This is a genomic window from Paenibacillus terrae, assembly GCF_000943545.1.
In the GTDB taxonomy this organism is placed as follows: domain Bacteria; phylum Bacillota; class Bacilli; order Paenibacillales; family Paenibacillaceae; genus Paenibacillus; species Paenibacillus terrae_A.
In genome coordinates this window covers 1-15,203 of sequence record NZ_JTHP01000094.1, presented here as the reverse complement: position 1 = coordinate 15,203, position 15,203 = coordinate 1, and the positions used below count along the sequence as shown (strand labels likewise).

Sequence of the window (15,203 nt, the reverse complement as noted above, 5' to 3'; positions counted from 1 at the left end):
TACAATTGAAGATGTGTATAAATTTTATCGCTCAGATAAAAAACAATTATTTGTAGTAGATGACTTTTTAGGTGTAAATTACGTCAATAATCAAGTCAAAAATGGTGAATCTAAAATATATCGAATGCTTAAAAGCATTATCAGTGGGGATAACCACAAAATTATATTGATTTCAAGAAAAAATATTCTTTTTGAAGGCATGAAATTAATACAAGAATTAAAGTCAATAATGCATAATATGACTGTTGAATTATCTTTAAAGAGCTTGAAAAACGCAGATAAAACGAGAATATTGTGGAGTATTTTAAAAAAGTTAAACTTAAAATATAGCTGTTTGCAAAGTATTGTAATCGTTTCTGACAGAATCATTGATCATGAAAATTATAACCCTAGACTTATTAGTGATGCGATCCATCATATTTCTAAAATGGAGTGTGATGGTGTCCTAGCGATAAAAATACTGTTGGAAGCATTGGAAAATCCTAATAAAATTTACGAAAGAATGTATAACCACCTTCAAGAAATTTCTGAAAGTGCAGTTTATCTTGGTTTATGTATGACGATATTTGCGAGTCCAGTAGAGCTAAATATTTTAAGAAAATGCTACGGGGAGTTACAAAAAAGCCTCCCCTGGAAAAAGTGGCAGAGCTTTGATGATGCTCTAAATCAGTTCTCCTCTTCCTTTTGTTTTGTAAGAGATTTGACTTTTAAAAAAACTTTGAATTATGTGGAATTTGAAGTCAAAAAAACAATCGCAGGGTTTAACAATCATAGCATGCTGGGATATTGGAGAACCTTAATATCAAAAAACCTTTCACTTTATGGGCCGAATATTATTAAGCATATTGATTTAATGAACTCGATTTTGTTTTTTGCACACGAATTACCTTTACTCAATTTAATAGATGAACATAACAACATGGAGTTTGAGCAAACAATCATTCCTGGGATTATTGATAAAATAGATAAAGATTATGCAATATTAGATTTTGTTTACTTGAATGGATTAGATTATATCTGTGAGGATGATAGATTTACGGACTTTTATCTCTCCTCAGATTATACAGATAGTTACAATTTAAAGCTTAAACAAATTTTAAATTTGAATGAGCGATACAATTCTGAAAAATTAAGGGCCGTGATAGAGAAATTAAAGACTTTTTTTATTAAAAGTTTGTTGAAAGATGACTTTCATGCACTTTCCCATGAAGAGAAGTATGCTGTTCCCAAGATTGTCGATAAATTAATAAAACAAGGGTTTGAAATCCCTGATATGAAAGAAATATTGGATAGCTATCGCTTAAAAATAAATTTTTTAAGATTTTACATCGTTTTTTATGAATTCAGAGATATATATGGTGAAGAAGCTTTTGACTCTTACTTTCAGGAAAACTACAATGAAATTTCTGACAGTATAATTCGGCTTATTCATGATGATTATGATTTTTATGCTTCAGATGGGATGGAATTTGAGATCGAGCAATTGTTATTCGGGGATGTTCCCAAAGCGTTTGAATTATATAGCTTTAAGGTTAAAAAAGAATTGCTTAAGGCCATGAGGGCATTGGAGAAAACATTAAATAGAGATGGATACGCCGTAAAATGGAATAGAAGTCATTCTAACTTTGAAGAAATCACAAATAATAAACCTGGCATAAGTCAACCCGAATTCCTTGAAGAAGATAACTTTTTAGAAGAAACAAGTGAAAAAAAATTCATGGAAGAGTTACTTCCCTATAGATATTGGGATGATCTATATGATTGGGATTCACTAATTAATCTTGTGGGGATAGTAGACTGTGGAAATGAGATCCTTGATCAAGTCCATAAAGATTTTTTCAAGGGAGAATCCAAATGGGAAGGAGTATATTATTCTATTAATCCACTCTTCCTTGCAAAAATTATTGATGAATATAAACGAGGTAATAGAATAGAAAATCAAATCTATAAATTCTTCGATAATATGTTTAATTCAATTGAAACGACCGAATATGATATTCTTACCAGAATTGCAATGGCAGCAAAGGAACATAATGAAACGTATTTTAATCGAGGTAATTTAAAACAATGGCTCAATATTTCAAATGATGAATGGAATTTGATTAAAAAAAGCACCTACTTGGGGCATAATAACGGCTGGTTTTATTTTATAGCAACTGAGATTCAAGTATATCTACTATGTAAGAATATTAATGACCATTCATATGAAAAAGATAAGATTCAAGATCTTATTAACTGGATCATAGACGATTCCGAATTTCACTTTTATATTTATAACGTATTTGGTATTCTCATTGAGTTTTTTGAGGATGAAAGTAAATATTATTTGTATAGAAGCATTAACCCTTTTATTGAGCGTATGAAGGAACTAAATGGAACTGAACAATTAGCATTTGGTCTATTTTCCGTGTATTCACACCAAGAAATGAATAATGAAAAAGAAGTAACAAGTACAATTAATGATTGGATTTTACTTAGGTTTTTAGAAATGTTAGAAGTAGAGTTTATTGAAGTGGCTACTGATTTGTCTTACGATGTATTTCAAAAGATTGCCACAAGTAAGTCCGAAACAGAATGCACAATTGATTATGAATACTGCTTAACACACTCAGAAAAGTTAACTGCATTGCTTAACGATTCAGTTGAACAAATTATAAAGGATGATCTGACAAAGATTGATAATTTTATTGAACAGTATTTTTGATGAGTTCTGGCTAGGACCTATTTTCAGTATTATAAATTTATAAGATGATAATTGGAAACTATAGAATCCTAACATCCTAATATTCTTTTTAAACAGCCAACATCTTTGCTACAAGATGTTGGCTGTGTTGTCACTTTACATATGAGTTTTTATGTTGCTATCCCTATTTTTATAATTCTTTTTCTTTTATTTGTCTATTCAGATTTCACAACTGTTCAGCTGCTTGCATCAGCTTATAAATCTGCCGGGTCGTGTTCACATTTCGCACCGTCATATGCTGATACAGGCTGGAGCCGACCAGTTTCGTTATCCCGCTTTTTGTAACATGTTCTCTGTTGACAGAAAACAGAATGGCCCCGGACGTATACATTACATGGCCTATTCCCGGCTTCAAAGGAAGTTTGTCCAGAACAGAAATATCGTTAACTTCATCCCACAGAAAATATACATCACTTTTCATCTGTGTATCATTAGACCATTCCCCCGGCAATGCCTCCATAATGATCTGGATTTCCGCCATATTGCGGACGATAACCCGGATGGGCAAGCTAAAATCCTCGAGAATTGCCTGCTCTAGTTGAAGTGACAGCTCCTCGTTGGATTGAAATTCACTGGAAAAAATGATGTTTCCGGAGTTGATGTACGTCGTCACATGGTTCATACCAGCCTGCTCAAATGTTTCCTTGAGCTTTTTCATATTAATCTTGTTGTTGCCACCCACATTAATGCCCCGCAGCAATGCGATATAGATCATATAAGGCCCACCTCTCTTGTACAAAAGGATTTTATTAACACAGGGATAGGTTGGCATCGACCATTTCATAATGGCTGTACAAATACTCAAGCTCAGGGGATACAGGAATCCGACTGTCCCAGCAATCAGTTATTTTCTCAGCCCGGAGCCGGATATCGTGGTCTTGGAACAGCCCATAGGCTTCATTATACAAGTTTTGTTGTTGAACAAAACGGGCAAGAGCTTCGCTTAGCTGTTTCATGTGCTTCAATTCCTTTCTGCTTGCAGAAGACTTAAATACGCTTTTTTCAGAAACCTCCTACATATTATCCGTTTCTAAGATATCATAATATAGAAATAAAGAACATATGTTTCTATATTTGAGCAGTACCATTAATTCATTATTACGCCTTGTGGCTCCAGCCAGATTAATTTTACAATATAGGTTGTAATGGATAGATTATATAAAGAAGGGATGGCAACGTGCTAACTTTAGGAAAAAGCCTTACCTATGCAGGAGGAAAAATGTCATTTTCTAAAATATACGACTATAAACTAAGAGCTTATTTCAACGAACGCATTTCTGAATTAAATCATGAATATAAACGATAAAGATGATATTTCACTAGTGCGCTGGCATGATTTATTTAATGGGTCATCATTCACCAAAATGGACTATGATTTTCTAAACGAAGCTGACGCCGAGCGTTTAATTAGATTGCTATCATCTTCATCATCTTTTATTTGATTATTATTTATCCAGATTCAAAGGGTTTTAATGATGTGCTTCGCAACGAATATACTGTCTACGTTAGTTATCACAATTGTAAAGAGGGTAGAACCAGAATGGCACTTATTAAGGATCGTTTTTTTGGATGTCTGGTCGGGCTGGCTGCGTGTGACGCTTTGGGAACCACGGTGGAATTCAGCAGTCCAGGTACATTTGAACTTGTAACGGATATCGTGGGCGGCGGTGTGTTCGGACTAAAGCCGGGACAATGGACAGACGATACATCCATGGCGCTCTGTTTGGCCGAGAGTCTGGTGCGAAAAGATGAATTTGATCCGGCAGACCAAATGCGGCGATACACCAATTGGTACTATGTGGGATATATGAGCAGCACAGGAACGTGCTTTGATATCGGTGGTGCGACGAGAGGGGCGCTGCATCGGTTCGAAGCCACTGGAGATCCGTACAGCGGATCTGTTGACCCCATGAGCGCAGGAAACGGCTCCATTATGAGGCTTGCACCTGTTGCTATGGCCTATGCGAACTATCCGGAAGAGGCGCTGATGTATGCCGAGATGAGTTCACGCACCACCCATGGAGCAGTGGAAAGTGTTGAGGCCTGCGCTGTGCTTGCTTCAATCCTTGTAGCAGCTCTGCGTGGGGAAGACAAAGAAGCAATGTTATCGGCCGACGTGTGCCGAAAGTGGCGGCGGGACAAGCCAACTTATTCGGCAGCAATTGAAGGAATCATTCAGGGATCTTACCGCCATAAGGAGCCGCCCGAAATACAGGGAACCGGTTATGTCATTCGTTCCCTTGAGGCTGCGTTGTGGGCATTTTATCATTCAACTTCCTTTGAAAATGGGGCACTGCTGGCAGTAAACCTTGGGGATGATGCCGATACAACGGGAGCGGTATACGGGCAGATTGCCGGGGCTTTTTACGGGCACAGTGGAATTCCAGGCCATTGGCGTGAGAAGCTGTCAATGAAGGAAACGATTGATGAACTTACTGAGGCTTTATGGAAGAAGGCCGAAAAGAACCTAAATGAAGATCACCAATAACTGAGTAGAAATGAGCCGCTGGGCATCATCGGTTCGGGATAGAAAACCGCGCATTGCTCAATTTTTGACCTGTACCAGAGATGAATGTGAGCATATGGTGACATAATGGTTTCATCCTGCCATCCTGATGTGCACTCCTTTATAATAGTAAAAAAAGGGACAAGGAGATGAACTCAAGATGAAAAAAATAACCTTGATAGCTACGGGGTTAGTTGCGGTTGCCATAGGGACATATCTGATTGCAGGAAATGCCCAGCGAGAAGAAGCCGACACCCAAGGAGCGTCAAATATCAAGCAATTGGTGCATGATTTCAGTACAAGAAAGGCAACGGCTCAGTCCGCTTCCATCACTTCCAGTCAGTTGAGTGTATCGGAGGATGGTACCACAACCAAGACCTACGATCTGCCTGATAACGAGTTTTTTGTTTCGATAGCGCCATATATGGAACAGACCCACCCTTGTGCAACCCATAGCCTGACTGGTTGTCAAGGCGAAATGAAGGATGAAGAGTTCAGTGTAACGATTCATGATTCTGATGGAAATTCAGTCATGAATAAAGCCTTAATAAAATCCCAGCCGAATGGATTTATTGATATATGGCTGCCGCGTGACAAAACCTATAGCGTTACGGTAGAGCATGAAGGAAAAACTGCAAAATCCAAAATCTCCACGTTTGAAAACGACGATACTTGTATGACCACAATGCAGTTGGGTTAACGCAGTGAATCTAAATCCATATCCAGACTCCTCTGCCAAGGAAATAGATCGGAATCGGAAATTACCCGGGTTTTAAAAGGACCCAGCTACCCGTGGCGAGGAGCGTCTAGGTCAGCCGCTGTGCTAGATCGGAGAAGCGGAAAAATGTCTGTGTGCCCTTTGAGTATTCAACTTTAATCATTGACAAAATTACATTTCTCCTTCATAATCCAAAAAATGATAATGATAATCATTATCTGCAAATGTACATACACGGGGAGATTATGTTCTATGAAAAAGGGTTTGAGCGGGATCTTATTTTTGATGGTTTTTGCGCTTGTTCTGGCAGGCTGCGGAGCGGCCGGCAATATATCGGATACAAGCAAAGCTCCAGCTTCGGGCAGCACACTGGCTGAAGTCGCGGCTGGTCCTGTGACAGTAAAGCATGATCGTGGCGAGATCACACTCGACAGACCAGCACAGCGTGTCGTAGTGCTGGAATGGACATTTACGGAGGATATGATTGCGCTGGGCGTTCAGCCCGTGGGTAATGCGGATAATGCTGGATACAAGCAGTATGTGACTCCAGAGGCGGCTCTGGATAGCAGTGTGACCGATGTCGGAACGCGCAACGAGCCCAATCTGGAGGCGATTGCTGCATTGAAGCCGGATCTGATCATTTCCAATGTTGATGGAAATGCAGCTATCTATGATCAACTGAGAGCCATTGCACCGACAGTCGAATATAGTCTGAATAGCGGTAACGGCTATGATCATGACAAAATGGCAGAGATTTTCAACAACATCGCTGTCGCTCTTGGAAAAGAAGACAAGGCGAAGCAGGTGCTGAAGGAGTTGGATCAGCATTATGCGGAAGCCAAAGAAAAGCTTGCCGCTACCGGTAAAGCGAACTTCCATTATATTCTCACACAGGCGTTCACTTATCAAAATGCGGCCAGCCTGCGCATGTTTTCAGATAACTCGGTGGTCGCCGGGACACTGGCGAAGAGCGGGCTGATTAACGATTGGAAACCGGACAAGCTTGAACAGTATGGTTTTTCAACCGTTGGTATTGAAGCGCTGTCTGCCGTTCAGGACAGCAACTTCCTCTATATTGTGCAGCCGAACGATGATGTTTTCGGCGCAGCGATGAAAAATAGTTCGGTCTGGAACGGACTGAATTTTGTCAAAGAAAAACGCATTTATGCATTGGACAGCAAGACATGGACGTTTGGCGGTCCCATCTCATCGAAAGCGCTGGTTGACCAGGTTGTTGCGGCGATTACGAAATGAGCTAGGTCCCAGTATTCCGTACGATTCATAGCTGGTGTATGATAAGCATGAATGGGGGTGGTCTGACCGCTCTCATCCATGCTTTTTTTATAGGCTTATGTTATAGAATGGCCGCTATCCCGTTACATAAGATTGGGCAATCACTGATCGGGGCGATCGCATCGGCGCCATTATGATCGGTCTGATCGGTCTGAAAAGAGGGAGTCACGGTGAGTGGCAGCAAGCACGAATCCTCCTGCGATGAAGATTGCACCTGCGGTTCTGGACGGGGTAAGCTGGTAGTCCCCGGTGATGTCAGAGGAGATATTGATCCGCAGATGTTGGTGAATAAATACATTTGTATGAAGGAAAAAAATCCGTTCATAGGAGTTTTCCTCTCCTAACGGCTTTTTTTGCATTTCCATTCGATGAATTACGCATATTGTTATTTTTGTTATTGATAAATTGACCTAAAATATATCTCTGTTAGCATAGACTTTTGGATAGATTTTGCATATAATCGCATTATAAAGCGTTTACATTTTAGTTTTCAAACAATTTAAAATGAAAAGGAGGCGTAAGTTTGCAGTTTTGTTTTGTTGGCAATTGTTAGGTTTTGTTAGGCGATTGTTAGGGTGATGTGATTTCATTATTCGACAAATGGAGGCATTTAGATGAAAGGATTGAGGTTATATTCTGTATCTCTACTTACTGTTATTCTCACCTTCTCGATGGCTTTTCCAGCATGGGCTGCGAGCCAGGAAGAGACCACTTCAGTCACGCAGCAGCCTGGCAAAATAACTTTGGTTGATCCGCAGGCGACTGCAGAGACACGCTCTCTGTTCGCCTATTTGAATGACATTCGGGGCAAAAAAATCTTGTTCGGACATCAGCATGCTACAGATGAAGGGATCACCTTGAAGTCGGGTGCTGCAGGGGTTCCATCTGATGTATACAACTCCGTCGGTGATTATCCTGCCGTCTTCGGCTGGGATACCTTGAGTCTTGAAGGCAAGGAGAAGCCGGGCGTCGCCGGCGATCTTGAACAGAGCCGCCGTAATCTGGTCTCTTCCATGAAGCAGGCTCATGAGATGGGCGCTATTCTTAATCTGAGTACCCACTTCCCGAATTTTGTAACTGGAGGTACCTTTAACGATACTGCGGGCAATGTGGTCGAGCATATTTTGCCGGGAGGGGACAAGAATGAAGACTTCAATGCCTTCCTCGATCAGATCGCTGACTTCGCCAAGGATCTCAAGGATGATCAGGGCAAGCCGATCCCTGTATTGTTCCGTCCGTTCCACGAGCAGAATGGCGGCTGGTTCTGGTGGGGATCCAAGACAACCACGTCAAGTCAGTATGTAGCACTGTACCGTTATACGGTCGAATATTTACGGGATATTAAGGGAGTTCACAACTTCCTGTACGTGTATTCCCCGAATGGACCATTCGGCGGCAAAGAAGATAATTATTTGACCACTTATCCTGGAGACTTGTATGTTGATGTCTTGGGAATGGATCAATACGATAATGATGCTAATCCAGGAACAGAGTCATTTTTGAACGGACTGGTTAGTGACCTTGCGATGATCTCCAAGCTGGCGGATCTGACTGGCAAGGTCTCAACGTTCTCTGAATTCGGCTACTCGCCTAGTGGAATGAAAGTCAGCGGTAATCTGGATACGGAATGGTTCACCAAGGTGCTGAATGCGATCAAGTCCAATCCCGATGCGAAGCGCATGTCCTATATGCTTACTTGGGCGAATTTCAGCACGAACGGCAATCTGTTCGTTCCTTACAAGAACGCACCGAATGGTCTTGGAGACCACGAGCTGCTGAATGATTTCGTAAACTATTATCGGGATGATTATACAGGCTTCCTAAAGGATGTGGAGGGAGTCTATGATTACAAGGTGGATACGATTGCCAAAGAACCGTTCATGCATATTGCATTTCCGGTAGAAGGCTCTTCTGTCACACGCAAGACAACAAAAATTTTGGCCCGCGTGCTGGATACCAAGCCGACCAAGGTGACATTCACAGCCAGCGGACTTAACAAAGAGCAACAGATGAAGCTTGATTCGAATGGGTTTTATGCAGCCGAATGGACCCCGCCGCTGGAACTGAACGGCAAGACAGCGGATATTGAAGTGAAGGTGTATCAAGGAAACCGCGTCACGCTGAGTCAGCAGATTCAAGTGTTCGTCAGAGTGAACGAAATTCCGATCAAGTCCTACGGCTTCGATCATACGAAGGAGCTGAACGGAATCCGAAATAACGGCGCATATCCGGATAGCGTGAAGACTTCCTTCAGCCGTGTTCAGTTGAAAGGAAATGGCATGCTCAAGATCAATGTAAACGGTCTTGATCCAAGCCAGACTTGGCAGGAGTTTAAGATGCTGCTCCAGGATCCGAGTGTCGATTACAAGCAGGTGAACCGCGTGAAGCTCAAACTGCTCGTTCCGGTAAATGCGACTGCTGACGGCGCTACGCTTCGTGCAGTGGCCATGATTCCAGGACAGTCGGAGACGAAGTACGGTCAAGAGGAGACGCTGAAAAAGGTATCTTCGCTTGGGCAGGTCGAGATCAGCAATACCGCCTATTATGAGTATGAGGCCGTCATCAATCTGAAGTCGCCGTCCAGTGCGGCTGAGAGCCTGGCTGTATCGATTGTAGGCAGCGGTTTGAAGAGCGGTCCTGTATATGTGGATCAGGTCCAGCTCTACAATGCTTATTATGAGGTTTCCTTGGATCCAGCTGTTGTAGATGACTTCGAATCCTACGGAACCGGCGACAACGGCAACAAAATCCTCCAGTCCAAGTATGTTCGTGCAAGCAGTGGCGATGAAATTCAGGTGGCTCTGTCGGATGATGCTAAAGGCGGACATCAGCTCAAGTATACGTACACCTTGTCTACTCAAGGTTACTCAGGAGTCACCAAGGTGCTCAGCGGTGTAGACTGGTCAGCATTCGATCAGCTTCAGATGCAGTTCACACCGGATGGTCAAGGTCAGAAGCTTGTTATTCAACTCAAGATGGACGGCGAGCTGTTCGAATACTATCCTAAGACGACCAGTACAGAGCCGCATCTGGAGAAGATGCCTTTTAATGAGTTTGTTCCCGTGCATGGCACACAAGGCTCAATCACTAAAGATCGACTTAAGAGTGTGACAGAATTCAGCATTTATACGAATGCTATTGATGGAGCCAAACTGACTGGCACGATGTACTTCGATGAGATTAAAGCTGTCCTTGACTCGACTGGAAACTTGGGAGATTAATGGAGAGGGTGCAGGGCATACCGTAGTAGCCAAGAGTCATGCTCTGACAGGTGATGCTCATGTCTCTGGCGGATTCCACTGGCACAGCCGTAGTCTGTCTGTGACCTCGTATCTGAATAAATAGGGGCTATAGCAGGCGGCTACGCCTGAACCGCAATACACGATGATATCTGCATTCCGGTCCAGGCTGGCAAAATGCTGTTCCAGTTGTTGCGCATTTTTAAATGTACCCTTTTCGTTCAGTGCCTCTTTCCAAAAGTAATTCACCGCACCCAGGACATGCCTCTCTGCTTTATCTATGGGTTCTTCCAGTCAGAGGTAGTGTAACCGTTCCTGCGAGTCGATCAATATATAGGAGTCGACGGAAATCGAGCCTGCGGACATACGTTGCACCTCTTGCATACTTTTGAGCATTTTGAGCATTTCGTGCTGTGTAATAATTAAACTTTTATATACTAAAACCTATTCAAACAACTGCAAACTTCCGACATATTATCTAAGAGCTTCTCGCTCAATATTCCTCGGGGAGATGGCAGCATGTCACAAAATATTAAAAAGCGCGTATTCAGATCATCCAGCATTGCGAACACATTAGCCATTGTGTTGTTAGTCATTATCGTTGTCGTCTTTGCAACCTTGGGGACGTTCATGTTTGCAAGCACGCAAAGCATACTTATCAAGCAGCAAGAGGCCATGCTCCAGACCAAGACGCAGGCCATCGTCAGTCAATTCGATGCGTTGTTTAAGGAAAAGGGATCGCTTGTCAAACAAATGTCAACGAACAACCTTTTTCAGCAATACATAGAAACAACCAAATCGGCAGATATGGTGAAAACTTCTCCATATGCTGCAGAAACAGAAGCGACTCTGGCAGCCATTGTAAAGGCAGAGCCATCTTTTGCCGACGCCTGGATTGCAGGAATATCTGGCAAAGGCTTCTTTCTTCAGAATGATGGTGCTGCTTCCAAACCGGATTACGATATCCAAAAACGCCCGTTCTTCAAGCCAGCTGTTGAAGCAAACGGTTTATACTACTCGGATCCCTATATTGACGTCGCTACGGGTAGTGTGCTCATGGGTATTTTCTATCCGATCAAAGATAACAGTAACCAATTAATTGGATTTGCAGCAGCTGATATTGCCTTCAAAGATATCCCTGCCCTTATGCAAAGCTATTCGCTCGGAAGCACAGGTTATTCGATTCTTGCATCCAAAACAGGTGATATTTTATATCACCCCGATCAGACTAAAGTGCTGAAAGAAAAAATTAACGAAATCCCAGGTGAGCCTGGGGAGATCGGAAAGAAAATGATTTCCGGCGAGTCTGGAGTACAACTGTTTAATGATAATGGAGAACGTCGTTATATCGGGTATGCAACCAGTAAAGATACCGGGTGGTCCGTAGGCTTAACTATTTCTGAGCAAGAGGTGCTCACAGAATTAAAAGCCTTTACCTGGCTTACCATTGGCGGATTTGCCGCAGCCACAATCCTGCTGGTTGTGATTTGTTATATAACGCTCCGTTATCTGTTGAGATCGATACCGAAGTTGCTCGCAAAAATCAAGCTGATTGAAAATGGAGATTTAACTGTTCAGTTTGATACGCATTCCAACAACGAAATCGGGCAAATTTCTCAAGGAGTTCACAATATGGTTCAAAAAATTCAAGGAATGCTCCAAATGGTGGGCGGCTCAGCTCAGGTCTTGAATCAGTCCTCTGACGGTCTGCAATCCATTTCTTCCAGAACCGCGATAACAATGAACGATACTGCGACAGCAATCAATGAGATAGCCAATGCGACGAACTACCAGTCCGTCGAAACGGAGAATATTTTACAAAAAACCGGAGCATTGTCCGGCCAAATTGACGAAATTGCCAATGATGCCAAAGCCATAGAAACGATGGTGCAAATCTCTGCCGAGCAAAGCGGAATGGGGCTAGCTGTAGTGGATCAGTTATCCAAATGGGCAGAAGAAAATCACAATTCCACACAAGCGATGTCGTCTATTATTCAGGAGATTGATCTAAGCCGTCACGAGATTTCGAGCTTCGTGGACACGGTCAACCAAATTGCAACGCAGACCAACCTGCTGGCGCTCAATGCTTCCATTGAAGCTGCACGTGCAGGAGAACAGGGCAAAGGGTTTGCCGTTGTTGCCGGGGAGGTTCGCAAGCTGGCTGAGCAGACGGCACTGGCGACACAGGAAATCTACAAGAAGGTACGTGTGATTGAAGAAAAAACCAGTGTATCGGTTGAGCATACGGCTCACGGCCTGAAAATTGCTGAAGAAAATGCCAGATCGGTGGAGAACACCAAGCAAGTATTCTTTAGCATTAACAAGGATTTGGAAGATTTGAAATTGCGAATGATCCAGATTAGCAACAACACCTCCAAAGTCCACAAGCACAAAGATGAGATTTTGCAGGCGCTGGAGATCATCTCTTCCACCACGGAGGAGAATTCCGCTTCAACTGAAGAGGTTAGCGCCAGCACGCAGGAACAATTGGATAGCATCGAGCAGGTTGCTGAACTATCCAAACAATTAAGCCAATTGTCCAATAAGCTTCAAGACGAATTAAGCCAGTTTAAGGTTGAGTAACACGGTAGGTGGCGGCGATGCTATGGGATGATGTGGCGGAGGAACTGGACAAGTAAAGGTAAGGCAGTTTATGATAATGAAAATTGGACTTAACGGATCAACCATTTGCTCCGAAAGAATCGGGGCCTTAAGATGAATCTCCATCTTAAGGCCCTTTTTTTGTGCAAAATTCGATTTCCAATTTTTTGAATGGTTGATATACTAAGGAGGCAAGCGAGATGAAGATTAACCTGCTTTATCGGGATGAAAAAACGATCGGTGTACAGTTGGAGCGATACGGAGTCGAGGAGCGAGAAGGGATTCGGTCCATATCTGGCAGGAAATGGGTTCCGGACGAAAAAATATGGACGATTCCATACAGCATTGTGGCTGTAGAAAGCCTGTTGGAAGCATATCGGAGCTGCGAGTTCGAGTGCGGTGAGCGCTTGAATACAGAACTGCCGTACATCGGGGAGTGGCTGGATCAGCGGGGCACGCAGAGAAATACGGATTTCTCTTCTTCGGAACGAGGTGAATGGAATCCGGATCGGCGGAAAGAATTGCGTGATGCACTGGTAGCAAGGGGTTACAGCAGTAAGACGATGAAAGCTTACATATCGCAAACGGAACGCTTTTTCGCCCATTTGCAAGGGATCAAAGCAAGTATAAGTGATGCGGCGGTACAAAAATATGCGCTGGCACTGCTCGAAAAAGGTCTTTCGCACGCTTATGTTAACCAAGCGATTAGTGCGCTAAAATTTTACTTTCACCATGTGCTAAAACAGCCCAAATCCGCCGCCTATGTTCGTCCGAAAAAGGAGAGTAAACTGCCGGATGTGTTGTCCCTGAATGAGGTCATGCGCCTGTTGAAAACAGTGAAAAATCTGAAGCATCGGGCTATTCTGTACCTGACGTATACATCCGGGCTGCGGGTAAGCGAAGTTGTAAGGTTGCGTCCCGAAGACTGCGACCGGGAACGAAAAGTGCTGAAATTCCGTCAGGGAAAGGGCAGGAAGGACCGGCAAACGCTACTCTCCGAAGCGGCTTTTGCGGTGGTCGAGCAGTACATAGGGGCGGAGCAGCCGGAAGACTGGCTGTTTCCAGGGCAGAGGGAAGGCCGCCACCTGACGAAACGTTCGGCGCAGAAAGTGTTTGAAAAAGCGCTGGCGGAAGCGGACATTCGTAAACAGGTGAGTATCCATTCGCTAAGGCATTCCTTTGCGACCCACTTGCTGGAGAATGGGATTGATCTTCGCTATATTCAGGAACTGCTGGGGCATCAGAGTGTGCGAACAACGGAGCGCTATACACATGTGAGCAGGCGGGACATTGGGCGAATTCAAAGCCCGCTGGATCAGATGGACAGGCTAGAGGATTGAAACGCAGAAAGTGCGGGAATAAGGAGAAAAGTGCAGGATTCACGAAGTTCGTGAATATGACGAAGAGTGCATTCTTTCGGAAGTTCGTAAATAAGACGTTATGTGAAACCTCCGTAAAATTGAGAAAACACAGACAAAGGAGAATAATAAATGGTGTGTGCATATTGTTCAGAAGAAGGAAAACTTACGAAAGAACATATTATTCCAGATTCGCTTCTCGTTGTATTCGCAGAATGTGATTTTACGATAAGAGGAGATAGTTATTTTAAAGCTGATCCAGTAATTAAAGACGTTTGTTTAAAATGCAATAACGAAATACTAAGTGAACTTGATAACTATGGATCAAATATAATAAAAAGATATTTTGTTGATGAGTATGAACCCGACACACACCTAAATATTGATTATGATTATAGATTATTGTCAAGATGGTTATTGAAGCTAGCGTACAATAACGAAAGATCTTTTAAAAGAAATACAGAATTGTTCGTACAATACATTGAATACATCATGGGGATTACAGAAGGACACCCAAAACTTTCTATTTTTGCAGGCTTGGCTATTGATACTTCGCCTATGCCTGAGTTTTACCACGATAATCTCAAGTTACAAATTATCACTGCACCAAAATTTGTTGGAGAAAGCATAATTGAACCAGTCGATCCGATAGGGACTGTTTTTAAAGTAAGAGATAATATAAATGATTTAAATATGTCAGAACTCAAGGAGAGTTTTTTGTTTATATAAATTGAACTAAAGAAAC

At 42.6% G+C, this 15,203-nt stretch carries 12 protein-coding genes; 9 read left to right on the top strand and 3 right to left on the bottom strand.

Annotation, left to right across the window (positions count from 1 at the left end; all coding sequences use genetic code 11):
• A partial coding sequence (locus QD47_RS32275) for an nSTAND3 domain-containing NTPase (RefSeq protein WP_161797207.1) occupies window positions 1–2,704 on the top strand: 2,704 nt, incomplete at its 5' end.
• A 205-nt stretch (window positions 2,705–2,909) separates the two neighbouring features.
• Here the strand turns inward: QD47_RS32275 and QD47_RS26750 are convergent.
• Both QD47_RS26750 and QD47_RS26745 read right to left on the bottom strand, forming a co-directional pair.
• Window positions 2,910–3,458, bottom strand: coding sequence for a DUF1697 domain-containing protein (locus tag QD47_RS26750; protein WP_044648976.1), 549 nt, complete (start codon window positions 3,456–3,458; stop codon window positions 2,910–2,912).
• 34 nt (window positions 3,459–3,492) lie between these two features.
• Window positions 3,493–3,699, bottom strand: coding sequence for a hypothetical protein (locus QD47_RS26745; RefSeq protein ID WP_044648975.1), 207 nt, complete (start codon window positions 3,697–3,699; stop codon window positions 3,493–3,495).
• A gap of 584 nt (window positions 3,700–4,283) precedes the next feature.
• On the opposite strand from QD47_RS26745, the gene QD47_RS26740 reads away from it, so the two are divergent.
• The 5 genes from QD47_RS26740 to QD47_RS26725 all read left to right on the top strand — a co-directional run bounded on the left by QD47_RS26740 (window position 4,284) and on the right by QD47_RS26725 (window position 10,481).
• A complete protein-coding gene (locus QD47_RS26740; protein ID WP_044648974.1) occupies window positions 4,284–5,231 on the top strand; it encodes an ADP-ribosylglycohydrolase family protein in 948 nt (315 codons plus the stop codon).
• A gap of 178 nt (window positions 5,232–5,409) precedes the next feature.
• Window positions 5,410–5,949, top strand: coding sequence for a CueP family metal-binding protein (locus QD47_RS26735; protein WP_044648973.1), 540 nt, complete (start codon window positions 5,410–5,412; stop codon window positions 5,947–5,949).
• A gap of 270 nt (window positions 5,950–6,219) precedes the next feature.
• A complete protein-coding gene (locus QD47_RS26730; RefSeq protein WP_044648972.1) occupies window positions 6,220–7,221 on the top strand; it encodes an ABC transporter substrate-binding protein in 1,002 nt (333 codons plus the stop codon).
• 209 nt (window positions 7,222–7,430) lie between these two features.
• Window positions 7,431–7,604, top strand: coding sequence for a hypothetical protein (locus QD47_RS32270; protein ID WP_161797206.1), 174 nt, complete (start codon window positions 7,431–7,433; stop codon window positions 7,602–7,604).
• A 270-nt stretch (window positions 7,605–7,874) separates the two neighbouring features.
• A complete protein-coding gene (locus QD47_RS26725; RefSeq protein ID WP_052646968.1) occupies window positions 7,875–10,481 on the top strand; it encodes a glycosyl hydrolase in 2,607 nt (868 codons plus the stop codon).
• Between the two features lie 57 nt (window positions 10,482–10,538).
• Here QD47_RS26725 and QD47_RS33480 read toward each other — a convergent pair whose 3' ends face one another.
• Window positions 10,539–10,757 carry a rhodanese-like domain-containing protein gene (locus tag QD47_RS33480; protein WP_268794275.1) on the bottom strand — a complete coding sequence of 73 codons (219 nt, stop codon included), beginning with the start codon at window positions 10,755–10,757 and terminating at the stop codon, window positions 10,539–10,541.
• 261 nt (window positions 10,758–11,018) lie between these two features.
• Between QD47_RS33480 and QD47_RS26720 the strand changes: the two genes are divergently transcribed.
• The 3 genes from QD47_RS26720 to QD47_RS32265 all read left to right on the top strand — a co-directional run bounded on the left by QD47_RS26720 (window position 11,019) and on the right by QD47_RS32265 (window position 15,187).
• On the top strand, window positions 11,019–13,082 hold the full coding sequence (locus QD47_RS26720; RefSeq protein WP_044648971.1) for a methyl-accepting chemotaxis protein: 2,064 nt from the start codon (window positions 11,019–11,021) through the stop codon (window positions 13,080–13,082).
• A gap of 218 nt (window positions 13,083–13,300) precedes the next feature.
• A complete protein-coding gene (locus QD47_RS26715; RefSeq protein WP_044648970.1) occupies window positions 13,301–14,440 on the top strand; it encodes a tyrosine-type recombinase/integrase in 1,140 nt (379 codons plus the stop codon).
• Between the two features lie 150 nt (window positions 14,441–14,590).
• The gene (locus QD47_RS32265; RefSeq protein ID WP_052646966.1) at window positions 14,591–15,187 is read left to right on the top strand and encodes a hypothetical protein; all 597 of its coding nucleotides are present in this window, start codon (window positions 14,591–14,593) and stop codon (window positions 15,185–15,187) included.
• The last annotated feature ends 16 nt before the right edge of the window (window positions 15,188–15,203 follow it).

Bases quoted from the DNA above. Each gene is read 5' to 3' on its own strand.
- QD47_RS26730 (WP_044648972.1), top strand. From the start codon at position 6,220: ATGAAAAAGGGTTTGAGCGGGATCTTATTTTTGATGGTTTTTGCGCTT.
- QD47_RS26750 (WP_044648976.1), bottom strand. From the start codon at position 3,458: ATGATCTATATCGCATTGCTGCGGGGCATTAATGTGGGTGGCAACAAC.
- QD47_RS26715 (WP_044648970.1), top strand. From the start codon at position 13,301: ATGAAGATTAACCTGCTTTATCGGGATGAAAAAACGATCGGTGTACAG.
- QD47_RS26740 (WP_044648974.1), top strand. From the start codon at position 4,284: ATGGCACTTATTAAGGATCGTTTTTTTGGATGTCTGGTCGGGCTGGCT.
- QD47_RS26720 (WP_044648971.1), top strand. From the start codon at position 11,019: ATGTCACAAAATATTAAAAAGCGCGTATTCAGATCATCCAGCATTGCG.
- QD47_RS26725 (WP_052646968.1), top strand. From the start codon at position 7,875: ATGAAAGGATTGAGGTTATATTCTGTATCTCTACTTACTGTTATTCTC.
- QD47_RS26735 (WP_044648973.1), top strand. From the start codon at position 5,410: ATGAAAAAAATAACCTTGATAGCTACGGGGTTAGTTGCGGTTGCCATA.
- QD47_RS32265 (WP_052646966.1), top strand. From the start codon at position 14,591: ATGGTGTGTGCATATTGTTCAGAAGAAGGAAAACTTACGAAAGAACAT.
- QD47_RS26745 (WP_044648975.1), bottom strand. From the start codon at position 3,699: ATGAAACAGCTAAGCGAAGCTCTTGCCCGTTTTGTTCAACAACAAAAC.